This is a genomic window from Agarivorans sp. TSD2052 (assembly GCF_023238625.1).
GTDB lineage: Bacteria > Pseudomonadota > Gammaproteobacteria > Enterobacterales > Celerinatantimonadaceae > Agarivorans.
This window is the reverse complement of the sequence record NZ_CP096670.1, coordinates 1,270,706-1,297,162: the sequence shown is the minus strand read 5'-3', so window position 1 is coordinate 1,297,162 and position 26,457 is coordinate 1,270,706. Positions and strand designations below refer to the sequence as shown.

Genomic DNA, 26,457 nt, shown 5'->3' with positions numbered 1-26,457 from the left:
CCATCTTAGAGATGTAGTAAAACCTTACACTTATAGTGTACGTTTAACTTCTACAATCTCAAATACTTCGATTTGGTCACCAGCACGAACATCATTATAGTTCTTCACGCCGATACCACATTCCATACCGTTGCGAACTTCGTTTACATCATCTTTAAAGCGACGTAGTGATTCAAGTTCACCTTCGTAAATTACGATATTGTCACGTAATACACGAATAGGATTAGAACGTTTAACCTGACCTTCAAGTACCATACAACCAGCAATAGCGCCAAGTTTAGGTGACTTAAATACGTCACGTACTTCAGCCAAGCCCATAATTTGCTGTTTGAATTCAGGTGCTAGTAGCCCTGTCATCGCACTCTTAACTTCATCGATTAAGTCATAAATAACACTGTAGTAGTGGAGATCTACGCTTTCCGACTCAATAATGCGACGCGCCGTTGCGTCTGCACGTACGTTAAAGCCTAACACGATAGCGTTAGAAGCAGCAGCTAAGGTTGCATCAGTCTCAGTGATACCACCTACTCCGCGACCAATGATATTAACTTTAACTTCATCAGTAGACAGTTTAGTTAATGAATCAGCAATCGCTTCAAGAGAACCTTGTACATCAGATTTCAGTACAATGTTTAGCTCCTGAACTTCACCTTCTTCCATGTTGGCAAACATGTTTTCAAGTTTAGATTTTTGCTGACGTGCTAACTTAACATCACGGAATTTTCCTTGACGATACAAAGCAACTTCACGGGCTTTCTTCTCGTCACGAACAACAGTAGCTTCGTCACCCGCTTGCGGCACACCAGAAAGACCTAAAATTTCTACAGGAATAGATGGACCCGCAGAATCAATATCTTTACCGTTCTCATCTTTCATAGCACGAATACGACCGTACTCTAGACCACAAAGAATGATATCACCTTTTTCAAGCTGGCCATGTTGAACCAAGATAGAAGCAATTGGGCCGCGGCCTTTGTCTAAACGAGATTCAATCACCACACCCGAAGCAGCGCCAATATGGCTTGCTGTTAGCTCTAATACGTCTGACTGCAATACGATGGCTTCTAACAAGTCATCGATGCCTTCACCGCTTTTAGCTGACACGTGAACAAACTGTACGTCACCACCCCAGTCTTCAGGGATAACTTCATGTTGTGATAGTTCATTCTTAACGCGATCTGGATCTGCGCCTTCTTTGTCCATCTTGTTCACTGCAACAACCAGTGGAACACCTGCTGCACGAGCATGCTGAACTGCTTCTACAGTTTGTGGCATTACACCATCATCTGCAGCGACAACCAACACGACGATATCGGTAGCTTTAGCGCCACGGGCACGCATTGAAGTAAATGCTGCGTGTCCAGGAGTATCCAGGAAGGTAACCATGTTACCGTTGGTCTCTACATGGTAAGCACCAATATGCTGGGTAATACCACCCGCTTCACCGTCTGCCACTTTTGCTCGACGAATATAATCAAGTAATGAGGTTTTACCATGGTCAACGTGACCCATAATAGTTACCACTGGCGCACGGTTGGTTTTCTCACCGGTTGACTCAGCTTCTTGCATCACTTGCTCTTCAAGCGCGTTTTCTTTAACAAGAACCACTTTATGACCAAGTTCTTCTGCTACCAAGGTGGCAGTTTCTTGATCAATCACTTGGTTAATGGTCGCCATAGCGCCCATCTTCATCATCGCTTTAATAACTTCAGTGGCTTTAACCGCCATCTTGCTAGCCAATTCGCCTACAGAGATCGTTTCGCTAATGCGAACTTCACGCTCTACAGGTTGAGCGGGTTTGTTAAAACCATGCTGCATAGCAGTGGGTGTAGCCACCTGAGGTTTATTGTTTTTACGACCACCACGACGAGAATTATTAGAATCATTCTGCTTAGGCTTACGCTTTTTGCGGCGTGGTGCTTCGGCTTTTTGTTCTTGCTCATCTTCTGCGGCACGCGCATAGGTAGAAGTTGTTACGTGATAATCAGCTGACTCTTCACGTTTCTTACGAAGTTTTTCTTCTTCAGCCCAGCGAGCAGCATTTTCTACCGCTAGTTTCTTGGCTTCTTCAGCTTTCTTCTCAGCCTCAGCCTCGGCTTTAGCGATGGCTGTCTCTTCTTGCTTACGTGCTATATCAGCCGCTTCTTTCTCAGCAGCGAGTTGCTCTGGAGATTTTTCAGCATCAGCGACACGTTTCTCAGCTTCTTTAGCTTTAGCGGCAGCAGCAGCAGCGGCAGCTTTTTCTTCACGCTTGATCTTTTCTTCAGCATCACGCTTGGCTTTTTCTTCAGCCGCTGTTTTAGCCGCTGCTTCAGCTTGAACGCGGGTTGCTTCTTCTGCTTCGATGCGAGCTTTTTCTTCTGCTTCTTGCTTTGCTTGCTCTTCAACAGCGCTGCGTTTTACATAAGTACGCTTCTTGCGAACTTCTACCTGCACAGCACGAGCTTTACCACCAGTACCAGCTACATTCAGAGTGCTTTTTGTGGTGCGCTTTAAAGTCATACGGCTTGGCGAGGTTTCATCGCCATGCTGTGACTTCAAGTGCTCGAGAAGTTTAGCTTTTTCTTCTTGAGTTACAGTGTCAGTTAAAGATTTAGTAATACCAGCATCTGAAAATTGCTGAATTAATTTATCTTCGTTTGTTCCCACGTCTGTCGCGAGTTGTTTAATTGAAACTTCTGTCATCGGGCTATAGTCCTCCGTCGACCTATTCTTCGTCGCCAAACCAGCAAATCTGCCTGGCGGCCATAATTAGTTCGCCGGCTTTTTCTTCCGACAATTCTTCGATATCTTCTAATTCATCAATGCCTTGCTCGGCAAGGTCTTCTAAAGAAATGATACCTTTACTAGCAAGTACAAATGCTAAATGACGTTCCATACCTTCAAGCGCTAATAACTCTTCACTTGGCTCAGCGTTCTCTAAAGATTCTTCTTTAGCTAAGGCTTCGGTTACTAATGCTGCTTTAGCACGTTCACGTAATTGGTTAACGGTGTCTTCATCTAAGCCTTCAATCGCCAATAACTCGGCTACTGGTACGTAAGCAATTTCTTCTAGTGTGGTAAAGCCTTCTTCGGCTAACACAATAGAAAACTCTTCATCAATATCTAAATACTGAACAAAGGTATCAACCGCTTTTTGCGCTTCAGCTTGGTGCTTATTGTTCGCTTCATCAACGGTCATGACGTTAAGTTCCCAACCGGTAAGTTGAGAAGCTAGACGAACATTTTGACCATTACGACCAATAGCTTGCGCCAAGTTGTCTTGCTCTACTGCGATGTCCATAGAATGGCTATCTTCATCAACAATAATTGAAGCAACTTCAGCTGGAGCCATAGCATTAATCGCGAACTGAGCTGGATTATCATCCCATAATACAATGTCTACACGCTCGTTATCTAATTCACCAGATACGGCTTGCACACGCGCACCACGCATACCAACACATGCACCCACTGGATCGATGCGACGGTCGTTACTCTTAACAGCAATTTTTGCGCGAGAACCTGGATCACGAGCCGCAGCTTTTAGATCAATCATTTCTTCTGCGATTTCTGGCACTTCAATGCGGAACAATTCGATCAACATTTCAGGGCGAGTACGACTCATGAATAATTGAGCGCCACGTGCTTCAGGTTTAACTTCATATAATAAACCTCGTACACGGTCGCCCGGTCGGAAGGCTTCACGAGGAAGCGATTCTTCACGGTGAATCACTGCTTCAGCGTTATTACCTAAATCAACGATGATATTTTCACGGCTAACTTTTTTAACAACGCCCGTTACCAACTCGTTTACTTGATCGAAATACTGTTCTACAACTTGAGCGCGCTCTGCTTCTCGTACTTTCTGTACGATAACTTGTTTAGCTGTTTGAGTAGTAATTCGGTCAAATACGACTGACTCGATTTGCTCTTCTACGTAATCACCCAGTTCTTTATCTGGTTCTTCGTATTGGGCCGCTTCTAAAGTGATTTCTCGGTAAGGGTTTTCGATAGCTTCTTGGTTTTCAACAACCATCCAGCGACGAAAAGTTTCAAAACTTCCGTCTTTTCTATCAATATCAACACGAACTTCAATATCACCTTCATATTTTTTCTTGGTTGCGGTGGCTAAGGCTACTTCCATAGCTTCAAAAATCTTTTCGCGCGGTAATGCTTTTTCGTTAGATACCGCGTCAACAACCAACAAGACTTCTTTGTTCATTCCTGACCCTCTTTAATCAAACTGGGGAACTAGATGCGCTTTTTGTACGTTACCTAGCGCTATCCGGTGTTGTTCTTTTTCAACTGCAAGCACGACAGTATCGTCTTCTACAGCAATGATTTCGCCCTGCCATTTTCGACGATTATTCACTGGCATACGTAATTGCATAAAAGCAATATCACCAATAAAACGTTGATAATGCTCTGCTTTAAACAGAGGACGTTCTAAACCAGGAGATGAAACCTCTAGGTTGTATTCTGTGCTAATTGGATCTTCAACATCCATAATGGCGCTAGCCTGACGGCTTACATCCGCGCAGTTATCCACATTAATGCCATCTTCATGATCAATAAAAAGACGCACGATGGAGTGCTTGCCAGCACTGACGTATTCAATACCCAACAATTCAAATCCCAGCGCTTCTACCGCGGGAGTAAGCATGTCAGTTAGTCGTTGTTCTACAGTTGCCAAGGTTCCCCTCCAGAAACAAAAAAAGGGCGTAATAGCCCAGTTCTAGCACCTAAGGTGCGGCGCGAAAATAACAAAAAGCCCCGATGAAGCGGGGCTTTAAAATTTCTGAGCCTTTTACACTATCACTACCTAAGTATTTGATAGTTGGTTGCGGGAGCCGGATTTGAACCGACGACCTTCGGGTTATGAGCCCGACGAGCTACCAGACTGCTCCATCCCGCGTCCGAATGCCAGTGATTATAACAACCACTAAGACACTATGCAAAAATAACTATTGGTGCCGAGAGCGGGACTTGAACCCGCACGTCCATAGGACACTACCCCCTCAAGGTAGCGTGTCTACCAATTCCACCACCTCGGCAGGTAAACTAGTTTGGAACGTCGCTACCAGGTGTAGCAGGTGAAGCTGGTACATCACCTACTGGAGCTACTTGCTCAGCGATTGGCTGAGACAAATCACCCCACTCATCAACTTGTTTAGTTTGCTGGGCTGAAAGGTTACCCAATACTAAGCTGATAAGAATAAACAACGTTGCGCAAATTGCGGTTGCTCGGGTTAGGAAGTTACCTGAACCAGAAGAACCAAATACGGTATTTGACGCCCCAGAGCCAAAAGATGCACCCATATCGGCACCTTTGCCTTGCTGAATTAACACTAAGCCAATTAAAGTCAGCGCCACTACTAAATAAACTACTAATAAAATTTCGTACATTCTCTTTCACCTAAGTGTGGGTCGGTCTAAATTCCGACCGTCAATTAGTGAAACACAAGTCACCAAAGCGGGCGAGATATTAGCGAACCTCTGTCACTAATACAAGCGCCAACTTCAAAAAACTTTTACTCTGTGTTCAACCGTTTAAATATTGTTCACATTAATCGCAAGCAAGGCGAACAGCTTCTGCAATATCATTGGCGCATTGTTCAACCAAAGCTGAATCAGCCCCCTCCACCATGACTCTTAATAATGGCTCGGTGCCTGATTTGCGCAATAATACCCTACCAGCGTCGGCTAACATTTTTTCAGCTTTTTCTTGAGCCTGCTTAACCAAGGCACTATTAAGCGGATCTGAGTCGCCTTTAAAGCGAACATTAACCAATAACTGCGGGTAAAGGGTCAAATCACTAAGTAAACCGCGAAGCGTTTGCTTTTGCGCCAACATAGCAGCTAAGACCTGCAATGCCGCTACAATACCATCTCCGGTAGTGGTATGTCCTAAACAAATGATATGGCCTGAGTTTTCGCCACCATAAGTCCACCCTTTGGCTGACAATAACTCCATAACATAACGGTCACCCACATTGGCACGAACGAAGGGGATATCCATTTCTGTAAAGGCTTGCTCTAACGCTAAGTTACTCATTAATGTGCCAACGACTCCACCACTAAGGTGCTGACTTAATTGAGCATCTCTAGCCAAAATATAAAGTATTTCATCGCCATCAACCTGAACACCATGTTGGTCAATCATCATGACTCGGTCGCCATCACCGTCTAAGGCAATACCTAGATCCGCTTGATGCGCTAACACTTGCTCTGCGAGCATTCGAGTATCGGTTGCGCCACACTTTTCATTGATGTTTAAACCATCTGGCTTATTGCCAATGGCGATTACCTCTGCGCCTAGCTCACTAAACACTTTGGGCGCGATATGGTAAGTCGCACCATGGGCGCAGTCGACCACAATTTTCAAGCCAGCTAAACTAAATTTATTAGGGAATGTACTTTTACAAAACTCAATGTAACGCCCTGCCGCATCTTCAATACGACGTGCTTTACCCAATGCTGCAGACTCTACACATGTCATCGGGTTATCGAGTTCCGCTTCTATCGCTAACTCGAGTTCATCAGGTAGCTTGGTGCCGCCTGCTGAAAAGAACTTGATACCGTTATCGTAATAAGGGTTGTGTGAGGCACTAATAACGATGCCCGCCTCAGCCCTAAAGGTGCGTGTAAGATAGGCTACTGCAGGAGTCGGCATCGGACCAACAAAACTGGCCTGTACACCAGCGGCTGATAAGCCGGCTTCTAATGCTGATTCCAACATGTAGCCGGAAATGCGGGTATCTTTACCAATCAAGACTTTTCGCGTGCCTTTGCTGGACAATACTTTACCTGCCGCCCATCCCAATTTTAATGCAAACTCAGGAGTAATGGGGTATTCACCCACCTTACCGCGCACACCATCCGTGCCAAAATATCGTCTCGTCATTACTTACTCGTCTGTACCATAGAAAAAACATTTAACGCGTCTGCAGTTGCTTGCACGTCATGAACTCGAAAAATTTGCGCCCCTTGCTCTGCTGCTATCATTACGCCGGCTACATTAGCCGCCAATAAATCACTGGCAGGGCGATTTAATAACTTACCAAACATACTCTTGCGCGACATACCCGCTAGTATTGGTAGTTGTAACTGATGGCATTCCGCTAAGCGGGCCAACAGCTGATAGTTGTGCTGTAACGTTTTACCAAAGCCAAAGCCAGGGTCAACTATTATATTGGAACGCTTAACGCCTGCTGCTACGCAGCTCTCAACTCGCGATTTTAAAAAATCGATAACCTCACTGACAACATCGCCATAAAGAGGATTATTTTGCATCGTTCTGGGTTGCCCTTGCATATGCATTAAACAGACAGGGACCGCAAGCTGGGCTGCCACTTCTAGTGCATTCGGCTTGGTTAATGCACATACATCATTGATAATATCAGCCCCATTTTGCACCGCTTGACGCATCACTTCCGCTTTGCTGGTATCAATAGACACTAAGCAAGAAAAGCGCTGTTTAATTGCCGATATCAAATCAACAATCCGCGCCAATTCGTCTTCCAAAGATACCTCAGGGGCACCAGGTCGCGTAGATTCGCCACCAATATCGATTATATCAGCTCCTTGCTCAAGCATTGCCTCAGCATGTTGTAGGGCCTTATCGTGAACAACAAACTTCCCCCCATCAGAAAAAGAATCGGGAGTAACATTAAGAATGCCCATAATCACCGGGCGCTGAAACTGGTGCGGGCCAATATTAAAAGAAACAGTCATATTCATTTACTTACAAAAAAGCCCTGTAACGCAAGTTACAGGGCTGATAAACAATCTAACAATTACTGAGCGGGATCTTCGCCTACAACTTTAGTTTCATCAACAGAGTCAGTGCTGTCCGCTTCCTTCTCACCTGAGCTAGGAGGAGTAACATCACTGTCAGTGTCATCCCAATCAGCTGGAGGACGAGGCGTTTTACGCTCCATTAAATCATCAATTTGTTTGGCGTCGATAGTCTCGTATTTCATCAATGTATCTTTCATTGAATGCAAAATATCAAGGTTCTCTTCCAGCAACGATTCAGCACGCTTATAGTTACGATCAATCACTGATCTAATTTCAGCATCAATCGCTTTGGCGGTATCATCTGACATGTGCTTAGTTTTTGCCGCACTTCGCCCTAAGAATACTTCACCTTCTTCGTCAGCGTACAGCAAAGGCCCCATAGACTCTGACAAGCCCCACTGAGTCACCATTTTACGCGCAATTTCAGTGGCACGTTCAATATCGTTACTGGCACCCGTTGAGACTTTCTCATCACCATAAATAATGCGCTCGGCTAAGCGGCCACCATATAAGCTTGAAATCATGCTTTCGAGATGCTGCTTACTATGACTGACTCGATCTTGCTCAGGCAAATACATGGTCACACCCAGTGCGCGACCACGAGGGATGATACTCACCTTGTAAACAGGGTCATGCTCTGGCACTAAACGGCCAACAATAGCGTGTCCGGCTTCATGGTAAGCGGTCATCTCTTTCTCGCTTTCAGTCATCACCATAGACTTGCGCTCTGCGCCCATCATGATTTTGTCTTTAGCTTTTTCAAATTCTTCCATGGCTACGACACGCTTACTACCACGTGCGGCAAACAAAGCAGCTTCATTTACAAGGTTCGCCAGATCTGCCCCAGAAAAGCCAGGTGTACCACGAGCAATCACGCTAGCATCAACACCATCACCAAGAGGCACTTTACGCATATGCACTTTCAGGATCTGCTCTCGGCCACGAATGTCAGGTAAGCCAACGGTGACTTGACGGTCAAATCGACCTGGACGTAATAACGCAGGGTCTAATACATCTGGGCGGTTAGTCGCGGCGATAACAATAATACCTTCGTTACCTTCAAAACCGTCCATTTCAACCAACATTTGGTTAAGTGTTTGTTCACGTTCATCGTGTCCACCACCAAGACCTGCACCACGCTGGCGGCCAACCGCATCAATTTCATCAATGAAAATAATACAAGGCGCTGATTTTTTGGCCTGTTCAAACATGTCACGTACACGTGATGCACCAACACCGACAAACATTTCTACGAAATCTGAACCTGAAATGGTAAAGAACGGCACTTTAGCTTCGCCAGCAATGGCTTTAGCCAATAAGGTTTTACCTGTACCGGGAGGACCAACCATCAAAATACCTGTAGGTATCTTGCCGCCAAGCTTTTGAAACTTGGTTGGGTCACGCAAGTAGTCAACTAACTCGGCCACTTCTTCTTTGGCCTCGTCACAACCCGCGACATCTGCAAAGCTTGTCTTAATTTGGTCTTCGCTCATCAGGCGCGCTTTACTTTTACCAAATGACATTGCGCCCTTACCGCCACCACCTTGCATTTGACGCATGAAGAAAATCCACACACCAATTAGCAGTAACATTGGGAACCACGAAATGAAGATAGAGGTCAGTAAGCCTTGCTCTTCTGGTTCTTTACCCAAAACAGTTACGTTATGGTTAATAAGATCGTTAATTAGGTCTTTATCATGAAGCGGAATGATAGTGTTATATTTTTCACCAGTACGTTTGGTTACTCCAATATCTTGCCCACTTATCACTACTTCACGGATCTGCTCTTGATTCACTTCCTTAACAAAGGTGGAATAATCCATTTGCCGACCACTGCCTGAATCAGGGCTGAAGCTTTGGAATACAGACATCAAAACCACTGCTATTACTAGCCATAGAATCAGATTTTTTGCCATGTCACTCAAGACGTGAACCTCATCGGTTATAATTTAATAAGAATTATTAACTAGCGTACTATAGTTTAAAGCCGCTAGCTACTATATAGACTTCTCTAGAGCGCGCCCTAGAAGAATCTGGCTTACGCGTTTTCACGCTGGTGAACATAGAACGTACGTTTTGTAGGTATTGATCAAACCCTTCTCCTTGGAACACTTTAACCACAAAACTCCCTTTGGGAGCTAGCACTTCACGGCACATATCTAATGCCAGCTCGACTAAATACATTGCTTTAGATTGGTCAACATTATTATTTCCACTCATGTTGGGTGCCATGTCAGACAACACAACATCAACTTTTTTATCGTCCAACCTTGCTAGCAAAGCATTTAGAACATCTTCTTCACGAAAATCTCCACACAGGAAATCTACGCCAGCAATCGGGTCCATAGGCAAAATATCACAGGCAATGACATGCCCATCTACGCCCAGTTGCTCAACACAGTATTGCGACCATCCACCGGGCGCAGCCCCTAAATCAATGACCGTCATGCCTGGTTTAAGCAGTTTGTCTTTATTTTGAATTTCTTCGATTTTAAATACTGCGCGCGAACGCAGCCCAAGCTTTTGCGCTTTTTGAACATAATGATCATCAAAATGTTCTGTTAACCAACGTTTAGAGCTGGCCGTATGTTTTTTATTGGTCACAAATAGTTTCCACTATAGTTACGAAACCACACAGGATAGTGATTATAAAATAGTATTAATTCTTAGATGGCGCTAGAATATGGCTTTTTCAACCCCGAGTAAGTAGAAAGTTTCATGCAACTGACTAACAAACAAAAACAGCACCTTAAATCCTTGGCTCATAACCTTAAGCCAGTTGTGATGCTTGGGTCTAATGGATTGACCGAAGGCATTTTAGCTGAAATAGAAATCGCCTTGGCTCACCATGAGTTAATCAAGGTGAAGATCGCCACTGACGACAGAGAAATGAAGCAACTGATTGCCGATACCATCGTAAGCAAAACAGAAGCCGTAAAAGTTCAGGTGATAGGCCACATTTTGATTATGTATCGCCCAAGCGAAGAAAAGAAAATAGAACTACCTAAAAAATAAAGAAAGCGGCTTGAGCCGCTTTTTTTATATCTGTATTAAATTCTATATCGCTAAAGATACTGTTTGATAAGGTTCTGGCTGTGGGCCTTCGCTGCCACCATACTTTGCATAGAATTCCGCGATAGCTAACTGCTGATTAACCTGCTTTTGCTGCTCTAAATTACCATTAATACTTTCTAAGGCCTTGTAGCTTACCTGCGCCGTATTGTTTTCTTTAGTGCTATTACCCGTAGAACTGGTGTAATAGATATCTAACAAGTTTTGTTGATGATTAACGGAAGACATGCCTACAGCAACGTTTCGCTTAGCGTCGATTTCAGCCTGTTGTTTTTGTTGGTAGCCACTTACCTCTTCTCCAACATACAAACGCGCATTACGTTGCTCTTCTGGGCTTAATTGAGCGTATTCATCAGAAATCTTATCGACGATGTCACCGTAACCAGGTTTAACGATAGAGTTACTAGCAGTACTAGAGGCTGCGACACTGGGCTGAGGATAACTATAAGCAGAACTGGAAGAAATTTGAATTGACATATACTCACCTGAATCAGTTAATTAACAACCAATCCATGGCGAACTTTTGTACTATAACAAATCCCTACACTAGGTACAATTTATCATCTGAATATCTAAAATAAGCCAAAAGCATACCTGCGCTGTTTACACTTGTGCTTGTCCAGTTCCTCCTCTATCCCTGCCACTATCAATTTACCGCTAAGAACTCAGCGAGCTGCATGTTGTGAACCATGACACAGTCCATACCAGCATTATGGGCAGCCTTTAAGCCAAAGGGTGTATCTTCGAACACTAAGCAACGCTCAGGAGGTACTGCTAAGCCCTTAGCGACGCTGAGAAAAGTGTCTGGTTCTGGCTTGTGGGCTTTAACATCTTCAGCGCAAACCATTACTTGAAAATAGCCGGCTAAATTGAGGTTAGTCATTATCCGCTGCATATTGATTCGTTCAGCCCCCGTACCAAGACCAAATTTTTTCGATGAAGCAAATTTGCTGAGCAGTTGGCAACTAGCATCGATACGATCCACCTTCTGCCACAAGGCATCAAAACCGGCACGCTTGTCCTTTAGTAGTCGCGGTCCGTCGATATCTACTCCAAATTGTTGTTGATACTGCTCGGCTATTTTCAAAGTCGGCATGCCACCCCGTTCTGCAACGAAGCCTATATGCACGGGCAATTGTTGTTTCAATAAGGCTTGTTCCCATGCAGCTAGGTGGGCAGGCATCGAATCGACCAAGGTGCCATCCATATCAAAAATGAACGCGTCATATTTGGAATAATCTATTGATAACAAAATGTACCTCCAATAAAAAACGCAGCTTATAGCTGCGTTTTCAAATTTAAGTCTAGCTAAATGTATTCGACTTTGATGACTTCGTACTCAACCTCACCACCGGGTGTGATCACCGTAACTTCGTCTTCTACTTGCTTTCCAATCAATCCACGCGCAATCGGCGAGTTGACCGAGATACGATTTTGTTTGATGTCAGCTTCGTCATCACCCACAATGCCATACGTAACTTCTTGGTCGGTATTTATATTTAATAGGGTGACTGTGGAGCCAAAAATTATCTTACCCGCATTGGTGATTTTGGTTACATCAATAACTTGAACATTGCTTAGCTTGCCTTCAATATCTTGAATGCGACCTTCACAAAAACCTTGCTGTTCACGTGCCGCGTGATACTCGGCATTTTCTTTAAGGTCACCATGCTCGCGTGCTACCGCAATATCTTCAATAATTCTAGGTCTAACGACCGTTTTCAAATGCTCTAACTCTTCGCGTAATTGCGTTTCGCCGCGCACTGTCATAGGAACAGGTTTCATATCTACTAACTCAATCAAACTAGAAAAACAGAAAAAAATTTGGCTGTCGATGACAGCCAAATTTACTTGTACTAATAACTGCAGTGTAACGCTATTTTACGCTGCGGTGAAGATCTTCACCGCTTTACAAATAACATTAGTCGCCGATTAAACGATGCGTTTGTGCAATTCTTGAAGAGAAGTCACAGTACCACGGTCATCCGCAGTATGTGCCTGACAAGTGGCAAATGCTCCGTTTAAGGTGGTAGTGTAGTTCACTTTCTGCGCTAACGCAGCGCGACGTAGTTGACGAGAGTCCTCAATAGATTGACGCCCCTCGGTTGTGTTGATTACGTAGCTATATTCGCCGTTTTTCAAGCGGTCAAGAATATGCGGACGACCTTCATGCACCTTGTTCACTAAGCGAGGGTTAATTCCCGCTTCACCCAAGGCTACAGCAGTACCGTGCGTTGCATCCAGTTCATATCCCAGCTCTAACAGTTTAGCGGCTAGCTCTGCAACACGTTTCTTGTCTGAGTTACGTACCGACAGCAATACCCGACCACTCTTAGGGCCATCGTTACCAATACCCAGCTCAGCTTTGGCGTAAGCTTCAGCAAAAGTGTCACCCACTCCCATTGCTTCGCCAGTAGACCGCATTTCTGGGCCTAATATAGGGTCAACACCTTGGAATTTGTTAAACGGCAATACGACTTCTTTCACTGAATAAAATGGTGGAATAACCTCTTTAGTAATGCCTTGCTCGGCTAAAGATACACCGGCCATTACCCTCGCAGCTACTTTTGCAATCGGAACGCCTGTAGCCTTAGACACAAACGGAACGGTACGCGCAGCGCGCGGGTTAACTTCGATTAAATAAATCTCATCGTCTTTAACAGCGAACTGGGTATTCATTAGACCAATAACGCCAAGCTCTAGGGCTAGGGCCCGAACTTGTTCACGCATACGGTCTTGAATCTGCGGGCTCAAAGTATAAGCAGGTAATGAACAAGCTGAATCACCTGAGTGAACACCCGCTTGCTCAATGTGCTCCATGATACCGCCAATCACCACATCTTTACCGTCACAGATGGCATCAATGTCGATTTCAACAGCATCATTTAAGAAACTATCAAGTAACACAGGCGAATCATTAGATACACTTACCGCTTCTTTAAAGTAGCGACGCAAATCTATTTCATCGTAGACGATTTCCATAGCTCGGCCACCCAGTACATAAGATGGGCGAACCACTAAAGGGTAACCAATGCGCTGCGCTGAGATAACCGCTTCTTCAGTGGTGGTTACCGTGTCATTTTCAGGCTGTTTAAGCTTTAAACGATCTACCGCTAACTGGAAGCGCTCACGGTCTTCTGCGCGATCAATAGCATCGGGAGAGGTACCAATAATAGGCACGCCAGCAGCTTCAAGTTCACGAGCTAGTTTAAGCGGTGTTTGTCCACCGTACTGAACAATCACGCCAGTTGGTTGCTCAATGCGTACAATTTCTAACACATCTTCTAAGGTAACGGGCTCAAAATATAGGCGATCTGAGGTATCGTAATCGGTAGATACTGTCTCGGGGTTACAGTTAACCATAATGGTTTCGTAACCATCGTCACGCATAGCCAGCGCGGCGTGTACACAACAGTAATCAAACTCAATACCTTGGCCAATCCTATTTGGACCACCGCCTAATATCATGATTTTTTTGTTATCAGTCGGTTTTGCTTCACATTCTTCATCGTAGCTTGAGTACATGTAAGCGGTATCGGTAGCAAACTCGGCAGCACAAGTATCAACACGCTTGTAAACCGGCAGTACTTCTAAACGATGACGTAATTTACGAAGCTCTTTTTCAGAGACACCGGTGAGTTTTGCCAAACGCGCATCAGCAAAGCCTTTACGCTTAAGTTTGCGCATTGTTGCCTCGTCTAAACTAGCAACCCCCGCTTTAGCAACTTGCTGTTCTAACAAGATGATGTCTTCAATTTGTACCAAGAACCAACGGTCGATGTTAGTTAGGCCAAAGATATCTTCTACACTCATGCCCGCACGGAATGCGTCTGCAATGTACCAAATACGGTCACAGCCTACGTTTTGTAGCTCGTGTCGAATAGTTTCCATCGCATCAGGTGCATTTAAGTCAACAATCGGATCAAAACCATCAACACCTACTTCTAAGCCACGTAAGGCTTTTTGTAGTGATTCCTGTTGGTTACGACCAATCGCCATCACCTCACCCACCGACTTCATTTGAGTCGTTAAACGGTCGTTGGCACCAGCAAATTTCTCGAAGTTAAAGCGTGGTATTTTAGTCACTACATAATCGATTGACGGCTCAAACGATGCAGGTGTTTGGCCACCGGTAATATCATTTTGTAGTTCATCAAGCGTAAAACCGACGGCTAGCTTAGCGGCTATTTTAGCAATTGGGAAACCTGTTGCTTTAGAAGCCAGAGCTGATGAACGCGATACACGCGGGTTCATCTCAATAATCACCATACGACCAGTATTTGGGCAAATACCAAACTGTACGTTCGAGCCCCCCGTTTCTACACCAATTTCACGCAAAACCGCTAACGAGGCATTACGCATCAATTGGTATTCTTTGTCAGAAAGGGTTTGTGCTGGGGCTACCGTGATCGAGTCACCAGTGTGTACACCCATTGGGTCAAAGTTTTCAATGGCACATACAATGATACAGTTGTCGTTTTTATCACGAACCACTTCCATCTCATACTCTTTCCAACCGATTAAGCTTTCATCAATTAATAGCTCACTGGTTGGAGAAAGGTCTAAGCCTCGAGTACAGATTTCGTCAAACTCTTCTTTGTTATACGCGATGCCACCACCGGTGCCACCCATTGTAAAAGAAGGGCGAATAATACAAGGAAAGCCTACTTGTTCTAAAACACCGTAAGCTTCTTCCATTGAATGAGCGATACCCGCGTTCGGACAAGCCAAACCTATGCTCTTCATCGCTTTGTCAAAACGGCTTCGGTCTTCTGCTTTATCGATCGCATCTGCAGTAGCGCCAATCATTTCGACATTGTATTTCTCTAGTACACCTTTACTTTCTAGCTCTAGCGCACAGTTCAATGCAGTTTGGCCACCCATGGTAGGTAACACCGCATCTGGGCGCTCTTTTTCTATGATTCGCTCTACCACTTCCCAATGAATCGGCTCGATGTATGTGGCATCGGCCATTTCTGGGTCTGTCATAATAGTTGCTGGGTTAGAGTTAACCAAAATTACTCGGTAACCTTCTTCACGCAAGGCTTTACAAGCCTGAGCGCCAGAATAGTCAAACTCACAAGCTTGGCCGATAACAATTGGGCCTGCGCCCAATATTAGGATGCTTTTTATATCATTACGTTTTGGCATAAGTTCTGTTGCTCTCTACCTACGCTTGGCCGTTAAGGCGCTGCTCAATTAATTCAATGAAATGGTCAAACAATGGCGCTGCATCGTGTGGGCCGGGGCTTGCTTCTGGGTGACCTTGGAAGCTAAATGCTGGCTTATCGTTACGATGGATACCCTGTAAACTTTGATCAAACAAAGAGAAGTGGGTCATTGTTAGCGTATCAGGCAAGGTTTTTTCGTCTACGGCGAAACCATGGTTTTGCGCAGTAATCATGACTCGGTTATGCTCGATGTCTTTTACTGGGTGGTTACCGCCATGATGACCAAACTTCATTTTCACTGTTTTAGCACCGCTGGCCAACGCAAGAATTTGGTGGCCTAAACAGATACCAAATACCGGAATATCAGTTTCTAGGAAGGTTTTAACCGCAGCAATGGCGTAATCACATGGCTCTGGGTCCCCAGGACCATTCGATAAGAAAATACCATCTGGATTTAACGCCAATACTTCTTCAGCTGAAGTTTGTGCCGGAACCACAGTCAACTTACAACCGCGGTCAACCAACATACGCAAAATATTACGTTTAACGCCAAAATCATAAGCAACCACATGAAACTTACTGTCTTCACTGTCTGCAGGTAAGCCATTCACTAAGTCCCAGCTACCTTGCGCCCATGAATAGGTTTTAGCCGTAGTCACTTCTTTGGCCAAATCCATCCCTTTTAATCCCGGGAAACCTTTAGCTTGCGCCAAAGCTTGCGCTTCGTCTAAATCATCTCCGGCTACAATACAGCCAGCCTGAGCCCCTTTTTCACGCAAAATACGGGTTAACTTGCGGGTATCAATATCCGCTATGCCAACCACATTGCGAGACTCAAGATACTCACTCAAACTTTGTTGGCTGCGAAAATTACTGGCTAACAAAGGTAAATCACGAATCACTAAACCACAGGCATGTATGCTAGAAGACTCTTCGTCTTCCGGGGTAGTTCCATAGTTTCCAATATGAGGATAAGTGAGGGTGACTATTTGGCGAGCATATGAGGGGTCAGTTAAAATTTCTTGGTATCCGGTCATTGAAGTATTAAAAACTACTTCTCCAACGGCAGAACCATTAGCTCCGATTGCGGTTCCACGGAACACGGTACCGTCTTCTAATACCAGCAGCGCTGATTTGCTCAAGGCAACCTCCTAACAAAGAACTGTCGACACAACAAAATGGAACTAAAGGGTAAACTTTAGCCCAATATAATAAAAATTTGGCAAATTCCGCGGATTATAGAAGAGATATTGGCAAAGGTCTATCGATATTTATACAAACTTGTAGAAATAGACTGTTAAAGGTTTTATTTGAAGATAAGGCTCAAAATATAATGTTTTGGATAATTGCTTAGCATTAGCATTTTACGTTAATTGTAAAGCCTATCAGCAATCACTGCATCTAAATAAAAAAGCCAAGGCAGTGTGCCTTGGCTTTTTACTACTAAGCAACTATAGCATTAGTTTTCTAGTTCACACATTGAAATACTACCGTTGTCAACGTTATCCGTTAACTCGCCATTTACGGTCAACGTTAAGATGGTATCACCAGCTAAAGTTATTTTGTTATTACCTGGGTCACCAATGGCACTGTCACCTACACGAGCCCAAGCTTGGTAGTCAACGTTCAGTACAAGATTCTCTACACGAGCACCATCTGAATAGGCAATCATTTGAGGATCCCAGTTATCTGCATCAGAAGCCAGTTTGAACTCGTATGCACCGGCCGCAAGCGATACCTGATAGGTATTGTCACCCTTGTATGATAGTGCGTACATTTCATCCCAACCCCAACCGGAGTGACTACCGCGAACCGCTAATTGAGTAGCCAAAGGCCCTGCGTCTGCGCTGTCTTCTAACAATTCACAACTAGCCACTGCAGCTGCTGTAACAACCAAAGTTGGCGCATCAACCGTTGAGAAATCAGTAACAAATGTGACCACCGATTTAGCATCAATAGAAAAGCTTAAATCTCCGCCATTGTACTCAAGCGTTTTAGCTGTACCTAGCTCTAGCGCACCTTCTGTTGCTCCGTAGTTAACATCACCCCAATCAGCATCTGCAACTTTGAAGCCATAATCTCCAGCTTCTAAAGTCGTGGTGAACTCATATTTACCATCTTTAGTAAACACCAATTCATCTTCTGGATTCCAAGTATTTACACCACGGATGAATATTTGAGTATCACCAAGCGGTGGAATTGCACTTACGTCTTTATTTGAAGTATCAACTGGAAGACCTGTACCACGTTCACCATCTCTTGGCTGAACAAATACTGCAGTAGTACGAGCAGGAACAGTAAAGGTTGCATCAGCAAAGCTTGCACCCTGTACCACTGAGTCTGCAGAATCTTGTTGAACTTCGTGCAAGTCAAAACCTGTTGCGCCTGCAACTTCAAAGGCTTGCTCTTCATCAGTTGCGTTTAATACAACTACGATAGCATCATTGTTTTCGTCTAAATCAGCCCCAGCACCCGTGCCGTTGTCGATAGACATAACAATTAGGCCTTGTACTTGCTCTGCACCCACATTGCGGAAGTCAACACGCGCTTGAACCTCTGCGGCTGTGGTTAAGCGGAACAAGTCACTGCTTGAACGGATAGTCAGTAGCTCTAAAAATTGCTGTTTGGCTAACTCTATATCTGCTTCTGCAGGCTCTGCAGTTTCATCAGCAATAATGGTTTTGATTAGATCCCAGTTACCACCATCTTTGTCTTCACGAGGTAAGCCAACATTCCAGTTATTATCAGAACCATCAAACCTTACACGGTTAAACCAATCACCAGAGTCGTAGCTATCGCGTTGCATTGATTTAGAACGAAGTAGTTCAGAACCCATGTGAATAAACGGAATACCTTGGCCAAGCATAACAGTAGACAAGCTAACAGTTTGCATACGCGAGCGGTCAGCAGCTGTTGTACCGGTAGCTGCTTTATAGGCGTTATTGTCCCATAAAGTTTGGTTATCGTGCTTAGATACATAAGAAATGTTTTCTGATGGATTCAAGGTATAACCAGCTTTAGCTCCATTATAGTTAACATCCTGACCACGCTTGGTATTTCCTGCAGAATCCAAAATTACGAATTTCTGTAAGTTACCTGCCATACCCACACGAATTAAGTCTTGGTTATGAAGCGCTTCTGTACGGTAGTTGTCAGCGTCAGTGTTTAACTCATTTAAGGTATCAGCATTACCAAAACCTTGAGTTTTACGAATGCCTTCGCCACTATCAAACGGGCTACCACCACGAACCGCGTCACGTAGACGGTCAGAGAACGTACCAATTTCGGTACCAGCCATATTCCATTGAGTCGCTTGCTCGAAGCGGGCATTGTTGGCTACTTCACCAAAATCCCAGCCTTCGCCGTAAAACAAGGTATCTTCATCTACTGCACGAACCGCTGCTAAAGAATCAACCATTAAGTCTTTTGGTTGGTGACCCATCAAATCGAAACGGAAGCCGTCAACATTATATTCCTTAGCCCAAGTAACTAATGAGTCAGTCATTAGCTTACCCATCATAAGGTTTTCAGTAGCGGTATTATCACAACATGTTGATGTTTCTACGCCACCGGTGTTGGCATCACGACGGTGATAATATCCAGGGACAATTTTGTCTAACACAGACTTATCGTTTACACCTGAAGCATTGGTATGGTTGTACACGACATCCATAACAATTTTTAGACCCATATCATGAGTCGCCTTCACCATTTGGCGGAACTCTAGAATTCGAGTAGTACCTTCAGCGTCGGTAGCGTAACTGCCTTCTGGCACAGTGTAATGGTAAGGGTCGTAACCCCAGTTAAAGCTATCAAGACCGCGTAGGTCATTCATCAACGACTGCGCATCACCAGTGCTAGGCTCAAAACTAGCTAGCTTCGCTTCAATCGTGCCAGAGGCATCGGCACAGTAATCATCGGTTTTATCAATTTTTGTACACAAATCAGCTAGCGGCGCATCGATGTCGATTGCACCTTCTTCGTCTACTGTCGCGATATCAAAAGCAGGGAGAATGTGAAGTGTGGTTAAGCCAGCATCTTTCAGCGCTTGAAGATGAGTCACCGACTCACGTTCTTCTTCAGTAAGCGCTAAGTATTTACCGTTTAGTGCTGCAGTACCTTGAGTATCGCTCACACTAAAGTCACGCAAATGTGATTCGTATAAGACGTGGTCTACATCGGCTTCAATTTCTGGATGCTCGTAATCATCCCAACCTGCGGGTTTAATTTCATCTGCATCTAGGTCAACCACTAATGAATACATTGAGTTAGTTGATAAGGCTAGAGAGTATGGGTCGGTAACCATACGGGTTTCAATGTTTCCAGTGGTTGGGTGGTATACGGTCACTTCGTAACGGTAGTATTTGCCAACAGCCCCAGCCTGCTCTACGGCCCACACACCATTGGCCGCTTCTTCCATAACAACAGCTTCACCCGCTGAACTCATGTCTTCTTCGTTGTATAAGTATAACTTAACGCTTTGCGCGGTTGGCGCCCACACCTTAAAGCTAACCTCATCACCTGAAACAATCGCACCAAGTTCTTCAGCTAATGCACCGCCATCACCCTTAACGAAAACTTCGTCAATCATGCCTGGCTTTTGCACTTGAGTCGCTGAAGTAGCTTTACCTTCGGCGTCCATCGCAACTACAACAATTTGGCTTTTTGCAATGGTTTTAAGTACTGCATCATCTACAGCTATTTTGGCCGCTGACAAACCAGCTAAATGCGGGAAGCGTGCTTTAGCATCATCAGACAAATCGCCAGCTGTTAACGCAATTGCGGTACCGCCAGTCACTTCTTTAGTATCAGGGTCCATGGCGATGCCATTTTCCAAATCGTAACGAAGCTCTAAAGAAGCTGCATCACCGGCTGATTCCCATGCGATAGTGTCAGCATCAACCCAATGGGCTTTGGCGCCATCAATGGCTACGGGGCGCTCTGCTACTGGCGCGTAGAATAATTCGCTGCTGCCATGGAAACCGAATAGACCTTTATCTTCTTGTAGCTTGGTCAGCTCAAACTTAGAGTTAGCGCTGCCAAATGCTTTATCATCACCGTTGTGTAAAATGAAGTTCATACACTCATGCGGATCTGATGCGTCTGGGTCAACGGTCAATACATAGTAAGCACCGTAGGTTTCACTGATACCGGTCGCAGCTCTTGGTGAACCCCAATCGGTTCCCCCATCAGCAATACCCATAGCTTCTAAATCAGTACTAGTACAACCTTCGCCATTCCAAAGGTGTAAACCCCAACCTTCATAAGCAGATTCGTCTACACGCTCATGGGCTTCATCGCGTTTGTAATAAACAACAACTTCATTTTCACCCGCGGTGTACAAACCATCAATGACGCCTCCACCGCCACCGCCTGGAGTCGTGTCATTATCACTACACGCACCTAGCAATGCAGTTGCTAGAATTGGCATTGTAAGCCTTGCTAACTTACTAATTTTTATATCCATGTCAGCCTTTCCTTTCCTATTGCCGAACCGATATTCAGCAATTATTGTTTTTTATGTTTTGAATTTTTAGCTCTCGCCTCCGACGGGCGAGATGCACATAAGGTAGGTTTTAGTGGCAAAAAGGACTGTGACGGCAGCGTAATTTTGGCTAACAGAATGTTGCAGAGCGGTGTTTTTTACAGCCTTTGTGAGACGGCTCAAAGAACAAAATCCTTGAAAACGGTTTCAAGAAAACTCATGATAACGCTTTCAAGAGCATCAGCCGAATAAAACACTAAGACTAAATTTAGATGTAAAAAAAACACCGCAATACGGTGTTTAAAAAATAAACGGGAATAGGGACCTATTTAGTCATTAAGATCTAACACATCACGCATATCAAACAAACCATTTTGCTTATCTTGCAACCAAACGGCTGCTCTTACTGCGCCATTAGCAAAAGTCATGCGACTTGATGCTTTATGGGTAATCTCAACACGTTCACCAATATCGGCAAACATTGCGGTATGCTCGCCCACGAGATCACCCGCACGAATAGTCGCAAAGCCAATGGTATCTCTGTCTCGTTCACCAGTGATGCCTTCACGTCCGTAAACAGCAACTTTCTTTAGGTCTCTTCCCAAGGTATCAGCGATCACTTCACCCATGCCCAAAGCGGTGCCAGATGGCGCATCGACTTTATGGCGATGGTGACCTTCAATAATTTCAATATCGGTATAATCGCCCATCACCTTGGCAGCAACTTCCAATAATTTGAATACGAGGTTAACGCCCACGCTCATATTTGGCGCAAACATAATAGCAATATCGTCAGCAGCCTCTTTTAACTGTTGTTTTTGCTCGTCACTGAAACCTGTAGTACCGATCACCATTTTTTTGCCATTGGCTTTTGCCCAAGCAACATGAGAAAGGGTTACCGTTGGGGCAGTAAAGTCGATAATAACATCGATATCGTCTTTGGCTTGTTTAAGGTCATCAATGATCGCTATGTTAAGCGTCCCCAAACCTGCTAACTCGCCGACATCAACGCCAATTAAGCTGGAACCAGGGCGTTCAGTCGCTGCACCTAATACCGTTGAAGCACTGTTATTTACAGCTTCTAGTAAGTTTTTACCCATTCGACCGTTACATCCAACAATAGCGACTCTTACTTGCGACATCCTTTTATCCTTTCGTTTACGGTTCGTACAACTGCAATATGCAACGGACTATAACAAAGCAAAAAAGATAAAACGAGACTGCTGTAATTCACGAATAAAGCTTTGATAAATATTGCAAGCTATTGAGCATGATTATTGCGCCGCGACGCTAGGCCTCGCTTTGTTCTTGCTAGAGCAAAAAAACGCCCCAACACCACAATGAAAACAACTAAAAATCAGTCATTTATGAGCATTTTCGAACTGAGAGCAAAGCGCTTTACTCCTGTCCATTGCAAGCCGCTTTACCGCACATGATATTCACATTACTCAAATCAACCGCTACAATTCCCTGACCCTTAAGCAAAAAAACGCCCTCGTATAAGGGCGTAGTGTTTTAGCAAAGTACTGAATTGAACCAAGATAAGCTAAGCGCTGGCTTGCGTACTGTTGTTTAAGCGGCCTTTTCAGATTTAACCAGTTTAGGCTTTGCCTTTTCATTGGCCTGAGCAGGGTTACGCTGACGCTCATAAAGAAACTTCAATACTTGTGCGCGATAATGGTTGTATTCAGCGTCATCAGCTAGCGCTACACGATTTCTAGGTCTATCTAACTCTACTGTTAGGATCTCACCAATTGTTGCTTCAGGCCCATTGGTCATCATGACGATTCGATCAGACAATAGCACCGCTTCATCTACATCGTGGGTAATCATAATCACGGTATTATTAAGTTCTTGCTGGATCTCCATCAAAGAATCTTGCAAATGAGCACGGGTTAAGGCATCTAAAGCGCCAAACGGTTCATCCATCAATAACACTTTAGGCTGCATCGCTAAGGCACGAGCAATGCCGACCCGCTGCTTCATACCACCAGAAATTTCATCGGGTCGTTTATGCATGGCGTGAGTCATATGTACTAATTCTAAATTGTGTTCGATCCACTCTTTCATTTCGAGTTTAGATTTTTGCCCCTTAAACACTTCTTTAACCGCGAGCTCAACATTTTGATAAGCGGTCAACCAAGGCAATAAAGAGTGGTTTTGAAACACTACCGCCCTGTCAGGGCCAGGCCGAGTCACTTCTTTACCTTCTAATATCACACCTCCTTCGGTGGCATTATATAAGCCCGCCACAATATTTAGCACGGTAGACTTACCGCAACCAGAGTGGCCGATGAGAGAGATAAATTCGCCCTTATCAATTTTCATATCAACACCATTTAGCGCTCTAAATGGCCCATTTTTGGTCGGGAAGTCGATGCTAACGTGATCAATTTCTAGATATTGTGACATAGGTATTTCCTTTAACTTTGCTTAGCGCGCGCTTTCTGGTGTTGAATGTGAAATCAGTTTTTGTAGGCTTAACATTGCCCAATCTAAGACATAACCGATAAGACCAATAACCACTACAGCCGCCATAATCCGGCCTAAGGAGTTAGAACTACCATTTTGAAATTCGTCCCAAACAAACTTTCCAAGGCCTGGGTTTTGCGCCAGCATTTCAGCAGCAATCAATACCATCCAACCAATACCAAGAGAGATACGTAAACCGGTGAAGATCATCGGCAATGAGGCAGGAATGGCAATTTTGAACACTTGCTTACTCCAATGAAGCTGGATCACTTTTCCTACATTAATCCAGTCTTTGTCGATTGACGCGACGCCAGTAGCAGTGTTAATCAGAGTTGGCCATAAAGAACATAAGGTTACGGTTACCGCTGATGTAACGAAGGATTTTGAGAATGCGGGATCATTGCTTACATACACGGCACTCACCACCATGGTAACGATGGGTAGCCAAGCCAGTGGCGACACGGGTTTGAGAATTTGAATAATGGGGCTGACCGCACCATATAGCTTTTTGTTTAAACCACAGGCAACGCCAATAGGGATAGCGATAACACTCGCTAATATGAAACCGGTAAACACGGTGTACAAGCTAGTCAATATTTGATCAAAAAAGGTTTCTTTGCCGGTATAAGGACGAACCTTTATGGTGGCATCCGGGTTTTTGGCTAACTTCTTAGCATTACGCTCGTCCTGTCGCACATAAAATGCTTTTTCTTTTTCGCGCTCCTCATGATGCTCCGCCACTAAGCCTTGGTATTGCTGCCAAACTTGAGCAGGTCCAGGCAAGGTGCCTAAGCTGGTTTGCACTTTAGCAGCAGAAATGCTCCACAATAACAAAAACACGGCAATAGCCAGTAACGGAAGACCGATACGTTCGAATATGTCACTGATTTGTTGTTTGGGGTTTTCTCCACTGGCTAAACGGACAAATGGCACCATGGGTGTCAGGCCTACTGTTTCTAGAGAGTGAATTAATTTATCTTTCATCACTACAACTCCTTTTGCGATTCGATATTGCCGGGCGACCTTCCGCCCGGCTGCTCTCAATGATTATTTGGCTTAGATCTTGTCGTCTTTTTTCAAACCAATAGTGAACTTGTCTAGATAGGCATTAGGTTTAGAACCGTCATAAACAATGTTATCGATGAAGTGTTTTTGAGGTGGTTTAAAGCCTGATTCAGTCGCAAAATTAGGGAATTCCGACGCATCAATGACACCATCAGCAATCAACTCTTTAGCTGCAATAGCGTAAATATCAGGACGGTATACCTTTTTAGCGATATCCATATACCAAGAGTCAGGTTTGTTGTCAGAAATTTGTCCCCAACGACGCATTTGCGTTAGATACCAAATGGCATCACTGTAGTACGGATAAGTGGCGTTATAACGGAAGAATACGTTAAAGTCAGGCACCTCGCGTTTATCACCTTTCTCATACTCAAAGGTACCCGTCATGCTGTTAGCAATTACATCGTAATCGGCACCTACATACTGGCTCTTAGACAAGATTTTAACTGCTTCTGGGCGGTTTTTGTTGTTCTCTTCATCTAGCCATTTGGCCGCTCGAATCATCGCTTTAACCACACGAATATGCGTATTAGGATATTCATCAGCCCAGCCTTGGCTCACACCAAATACTTTCTCTGGGTTGTTTTTCCAAATTTCATAGTCAGTCACAACCGGAACCCCAATGCCTTTAAATACAGCTTGTTGGTTCCACGGTTCGCCCACGCAATAGCCGTAAATAGTGCCGGCTTCCATGGTTGAAGGCATTTGTGGGGGTGGAGTTACTGACAGCAAGGCATCAGCATCAATTTTTCCTGAAGTATCCCCTTTATGAGGAGCGTAGTAACCAGGGTGTATACCACCTGCAGCCAACCAGTAACGTAGCTCGTAGTTATGGGTAGATACGGGGAATACCATGCCCATATTAAATGGCTTACCTTGATCTTTATAGCTATCAACCACCGGCTTTAAGGCGTCGGCTTTAATTGGGTGGACAGGTTTTCCACCTTCATGGGGGACATGGGGCTTCATTTGTGCCCAAATATCATTAGATACGGTGATCGCATTACCGTTTAGGTCCATACTAAAAGCGGTAATGATGTCTGCTTTTGTACCAAAGCCAATGGTGGCTCCGAGCGGCTGACCAGCCAGCATGTGCGCACCGTCAAGCTCCCCAGTAATCACCCGATCAAGCAATACCTTCCAGTTAGCTTGAGCTTCAAGCTGAACATATAAACCTTCATCTTCAAAATAGCCTTTTTCGTAGGCCACAGCTAAAGGAGCCATATCGGTCAGCTTGATAAAACCAAACTTTAAATCTTCTTTTTCAGGCTCACCGATTTCAGCATGACTAAAACCAATAAAGCTAGCCGACACTATCGCCGCAGCCATAGTGGTTTTAATAATGCGAGATAAACTTAAACGTGTTGATTGTTGCATTCCCTGCTCCTGCGTTACCTAAATGGGTATAAC

19 protein-coding genes and 2 tRNA genes are annotated in these 26,457 nt (G+C 44.4%); 1 reads left to right on the top strand and 20 read right to left on the bottom strand.

Annotated features, from left to right (window positions below):
* Positions 1-30: 30 nt before the first annotated feature.
* The 10 genes from infB to rlmE form a co-directional block, all read right to left on the bottom strand.
* Positions 31-2,685, bottom strand: coding sequence for a translation initiation factor IF-2 (gene infB, locus M0C34_RS05815; RefSeq protein WP_248714710.1), 2,655 nt, complete (start codon positions 2,683-2,685; stop codon positions 31-33).
* A gap of 22 nt (positions 2,686-2,707) precedes the next feature.
* Complete coding sequence (gene nusA, locus M0C34_RS05810) at positions 2,708-4,204, bottom strand: transcription termination factor NusA (RefSeq protein WP_248714709.1); 1,497 nt, start codon at positions 4,202-4,204, stop codon at positions 2,708-2,710.
* 12 nt (positions 4,205-4,216) lie between these two features.
* Positions 4,217-4,675, bottom strand: a complete 459-nt coding sequence (gene rimP / locus M0C34_RS05805) for a ribosome maturation factor RimP (protein ID WP_248714708.1) — start codon at positions 4,673-4,675, stop codon at positions 4,217-4,219.
* A 145-nt stretch (positions 4,676-4,820) separates the two neighbouring features.
* A tRNA-Met gene (locus M0C34_RS05800) sits at positions 4,821-4,897 on the bottom strand.
* Positions 4,898-4,950: 53 nt separating this feature from the next.
* Positions 4,951-5,036 (bottom strand) — tRNA-Leu (locus M0C34_RS05795).
* A 7-nt stretch (positions 5,037-5,043) separates the two neighbouring features.
* Positions 5,044-5,388 (bottom strand): preprotein translocase subunit SecG, encoded by a 345-nt coding sequence (gene secG, locus M0C34_RS05790; protein WP_248714707.1) that lies wholly within the window; start codon positions 5,386-5,388, stop codon positions 5,044-5,046.
* 160 nt (positions 5,389-5,548) lie between these two features.
* Positions 5,549-6,886 (bottom strand): phosphoglucosamine mutase, encoded by a 1,338-nt coding sequence (gene glmM, locus M0C34_RS05785; protein ID WP_248714706.1) that lies wholly within the window; start codon positions 6,884-6,886, stop codon positions 5,549-5,551.
* Positions 6,886-7,716, bottom strand: a complete 831-nt coding sequence (gene folP, locus M0C34_RS05780; RefSeq protein WP_248714705.1) for a dihydropteroate synthase — start codon at positions 7,714-7,716, stop codon at positions 6,886-6,888. Before folP ends, glmM begins: the two co-directional genes overlap by 1 nt.
* Positions 7,717-7,778: 62 nt before the next feature.
* Positions 7,779-9,707, bottom strand: a complete 1,929-nt coding sequence (ftsH, locus tag M0C34_RS05775) for an ATP-dependent zinc metalloprotease FtsH (protein WP_248714704.1) — start codon at positions 9,705-9,707, stop codon at positions 7,779-7,781.
* A gap of 49 nt (positions 9,708-9,756) precedes the next feature.
* Positions 9,757-10,386, bottom strand: coding sequence for a 23S rRNA (uridine(2552)-2'-O)-methyltransferase RlmE (gene rlmE, locus M0C34_RS05770; RefSeq protein ID WP_248714703.1), 630 nt, complete (start codon positions 10,384-10,386; stop codon positions 9,757-9,759).
* A gap of 114 nt (positions 10,387-10,500) precedes the next feature.
* Here rlmE and yhbY point away from each other — a divergent pair, with 114 nt between their 5' ends.
* Complete coding sequence (gene yhbY / locus M0C34_RS05765; protein ID WP_248714702.1) at positions 10,501-10,797, top strand: ribosome assembly RNA-binding protein YhbY; 297 nt, start codon at positions 10,501-10,503, stop codon at positions 10,795-10,797.
* Between the two features lie 42 nt (positions 10,798-10,839).
* On the opposite strand, the gene M0C34_RS05760 is transcribed toward yhbY, so the two are convergent.
* The 10 genes from M0C34_RS05760 to M0C34_RS05715 form a co-directional block, all read right to left on the bottom strand.
* Positions 10,840-11,331, bottom strand: a complete 492-nt coding sequence (locus M0C34_RS05760) for a hypothetical protein (protein ID WP_248714701.1) — start codon at positions 11,329-11,331, stop codon at positions 10,840-10,842.
* Positions 11,332-11,500: 169 nt separating this feature from the next.
* The gene (locus M0C34_RS05755; protein ID WP_248714700.1) at positions 11,501-12,106 is read right to left on the bottom strand and encodes an HAD family hydrolase; all 606 of its coding nucleotides are present in this window, start codon (positions 12,104-12,106) and stop codon (positions 11,501-11,503) included.
* 56 nt (positions 12,107-12,162) lie between these two features.
* A complete protein-coding gene (gene greA / locus M0C34_RS05750; RefSeq protein WP_248714699.1) occupies positions 12,163-12,639 on the bottom strand; it encodes a transcription elongation factor GreA in 477 nt (158 codons plus the stop codon).
* Between the two features lie 147 nt (positions 12,640-12,786).
* Entirely contained in the window at positions 12,787-16,005 is a 3,219-nt protein-coding gene (gene carB, locus M0C34_RS05745) for a carbamoyl-phosphate synthase large subunit (RefSeq protein ID WP_248714698.1), read from the bottom strand.
* A 19-nt stretch (positions 16,006-16,024) separates the two neighbouring features.
* On the bottom strand, positions 16,025-17,167 hold the full coding sequence (gene carA, locus M0C34_RS05740; RefSeq protein WP_248714697.1) for a glutamine-hydrolyzing carbamoyl-phosphate synthase small subunit: 1,143 nt from the start codon (positions 17,165-17,167) through the stop codon (positions 16,025-16,027).
* Positions 17,168-17,484: 317 nt separating this feature from the next.
* Positions 17,485-21,492 carry a pullulanase-type alpha-1,6-glucosidase gene (gene pulA / locus M0C34_RS05735; protein WP_248714696.1) on the bottom strand — a complete coding sequence of 1,336 codons (4,008 nt, stop codon included), beginning with the start codon at positions 21,490-21,492 and terminating at the stop codon, positions 17,485-17,487.
* Positions 21,493-21,839: 347 nt separating this feature from the next.
* Positions 21,840-22,652 (bottom strand): 4-hydroxy-tetrahydrodipicolinate reductase, encoded by an 813-nt coding sequence (gene dapB, locus M0C34_RS05730; protein ID WP_248714695.1) that lies wholly within the window; start codon positions 22,650-22,652, stop codon positions 21,840-21,842.
* Between the two features lie 430 nt (positions 22,653-23,082).
* Positions 23,083-23,922 (bottom strand): ABC transporter ATP-binding protein, encoded by an 840-nt coding sequence (locus M0C34_RS05725; protein ID WP_248714694.1) that lies wholly within the window; start codon positions 23,920-23,922, stop codon positions 23,083-23,085.
* 21 nt (positions 23,923-23,943) lie between these two features.
* The gene (locus M0C34_RS05720) at positions 23,944-24,966 is read right to left on the bottom strand and encodes an ABC transporter permease (protein ID WP_248714693.1); all 1,023 of its coding nucleotides are present in this window, start codon (positions 24,964-24,966) and stop codon (positions 23,944-23,946) included.
* 72 nt (positions 24,967-25,038) lie between these two features.
* A complete protein-coding gene (locus M0C34_RS05715) occupies positions 25,039-26,376 on the bottom strand; it encodes a CmpA/NrtA family ABC transporter substrate-binding protein (protein ID WP_248715600.1) in 1,338 nt (445 codons plus the stop codon).
* Positions 26,377-26,457 lie beyond the last annotated feature (81 nt).

Coding starts and splice junctions, on each gene's coding strand:
- glmM (WP_248714706.1), bottom strand. CDS start 6,886: ATGACGAGACGATATTTTGGCACGGATGGTGTGCGCGGTAAGGTGGGT.
- folP (WP_248714705.1), bottom strand. CDS start 7,716: ATGACTGTTTCTTTTAATATTGGCCCGCACCAGTTTCAGCGCCCGGTG.
- greA (WP_248714699.1), bottom strand. CDS start 12,639: ATGAAACCTGTTCCTATGACAGTGCGCGGCGAAACGCAATTACGCGAA.
- M0C34_RS05760 (WP_248714701.1), bottom strand. CDS start 11,331: ATGTCAATTCAAATTTCTTCCAGTTCTGCTTATAGTTATCCTCAGCCC.
- carB (WP_248714698.1), bottom strand. CDS start 16,005: ATGCCAAAACGTAATGATATAAAAAGCATCCTAATATTGGGCGCAGGC.
- M0C34_RS05715 (WP_248715600.1), bottom strand. CDS start 26,376: ATGGCTGCGGCGATAGTGTCGGCTAGCTTTATTGGTTTTAGTCATGCT.
- M0C34_RS05725 (WP_248714694.1), bottom strand. CDS start 23,922: ATGTCACAATATCTAGAAATTGATCACGTTAGCATCGACTTCCCGACC.
- dapB (WP_248714695.1), bottom strand. CDS start 22,652: ATGTCGCAAGTAAGAGTCGCTATTGTTGGATGTAACGGTCGAATGGGT.
- secG (WP_248714707.1), bottom strand. CDS start 5,388: ATGTACGAAATTTTATTAGTAGTTTATTTAGTAGTGGCGCTGACTTTA.
- M0C34_RS05720 (WP_248714693.1), bottom strand. CDS start 24,966: ATGAAAGATAAATTAATTCACTCTCTAGAAACAGTAGGCCTGACACCC.
- infB (WP_248714710.1), bottom strand. CDS start 2,685: ATGACAGAAGTTTCAATTAAACAACTCGCGACAGACGTGGGAACAAAC.
- pulA (WP_248714696.1), bottom strand. CDS start 21,492: ATGGATATAAAAATTAGTAAGTTAGCAAGGCTTACAATGCCAATTCTA.
- nusA (WP_248714709.1), bottom strand. CDS start 4,204: ATGAACAAAGAAGTCTTGTTGGTTGTTGACGCGGTATCTAACGAAAAA.
- yhbY (WP_248714702.1), top strand. CDS start 10,501: ATGCAACTGACTAACAAACAAAAACAGCACCTTAAATCCTTGGCTCAT.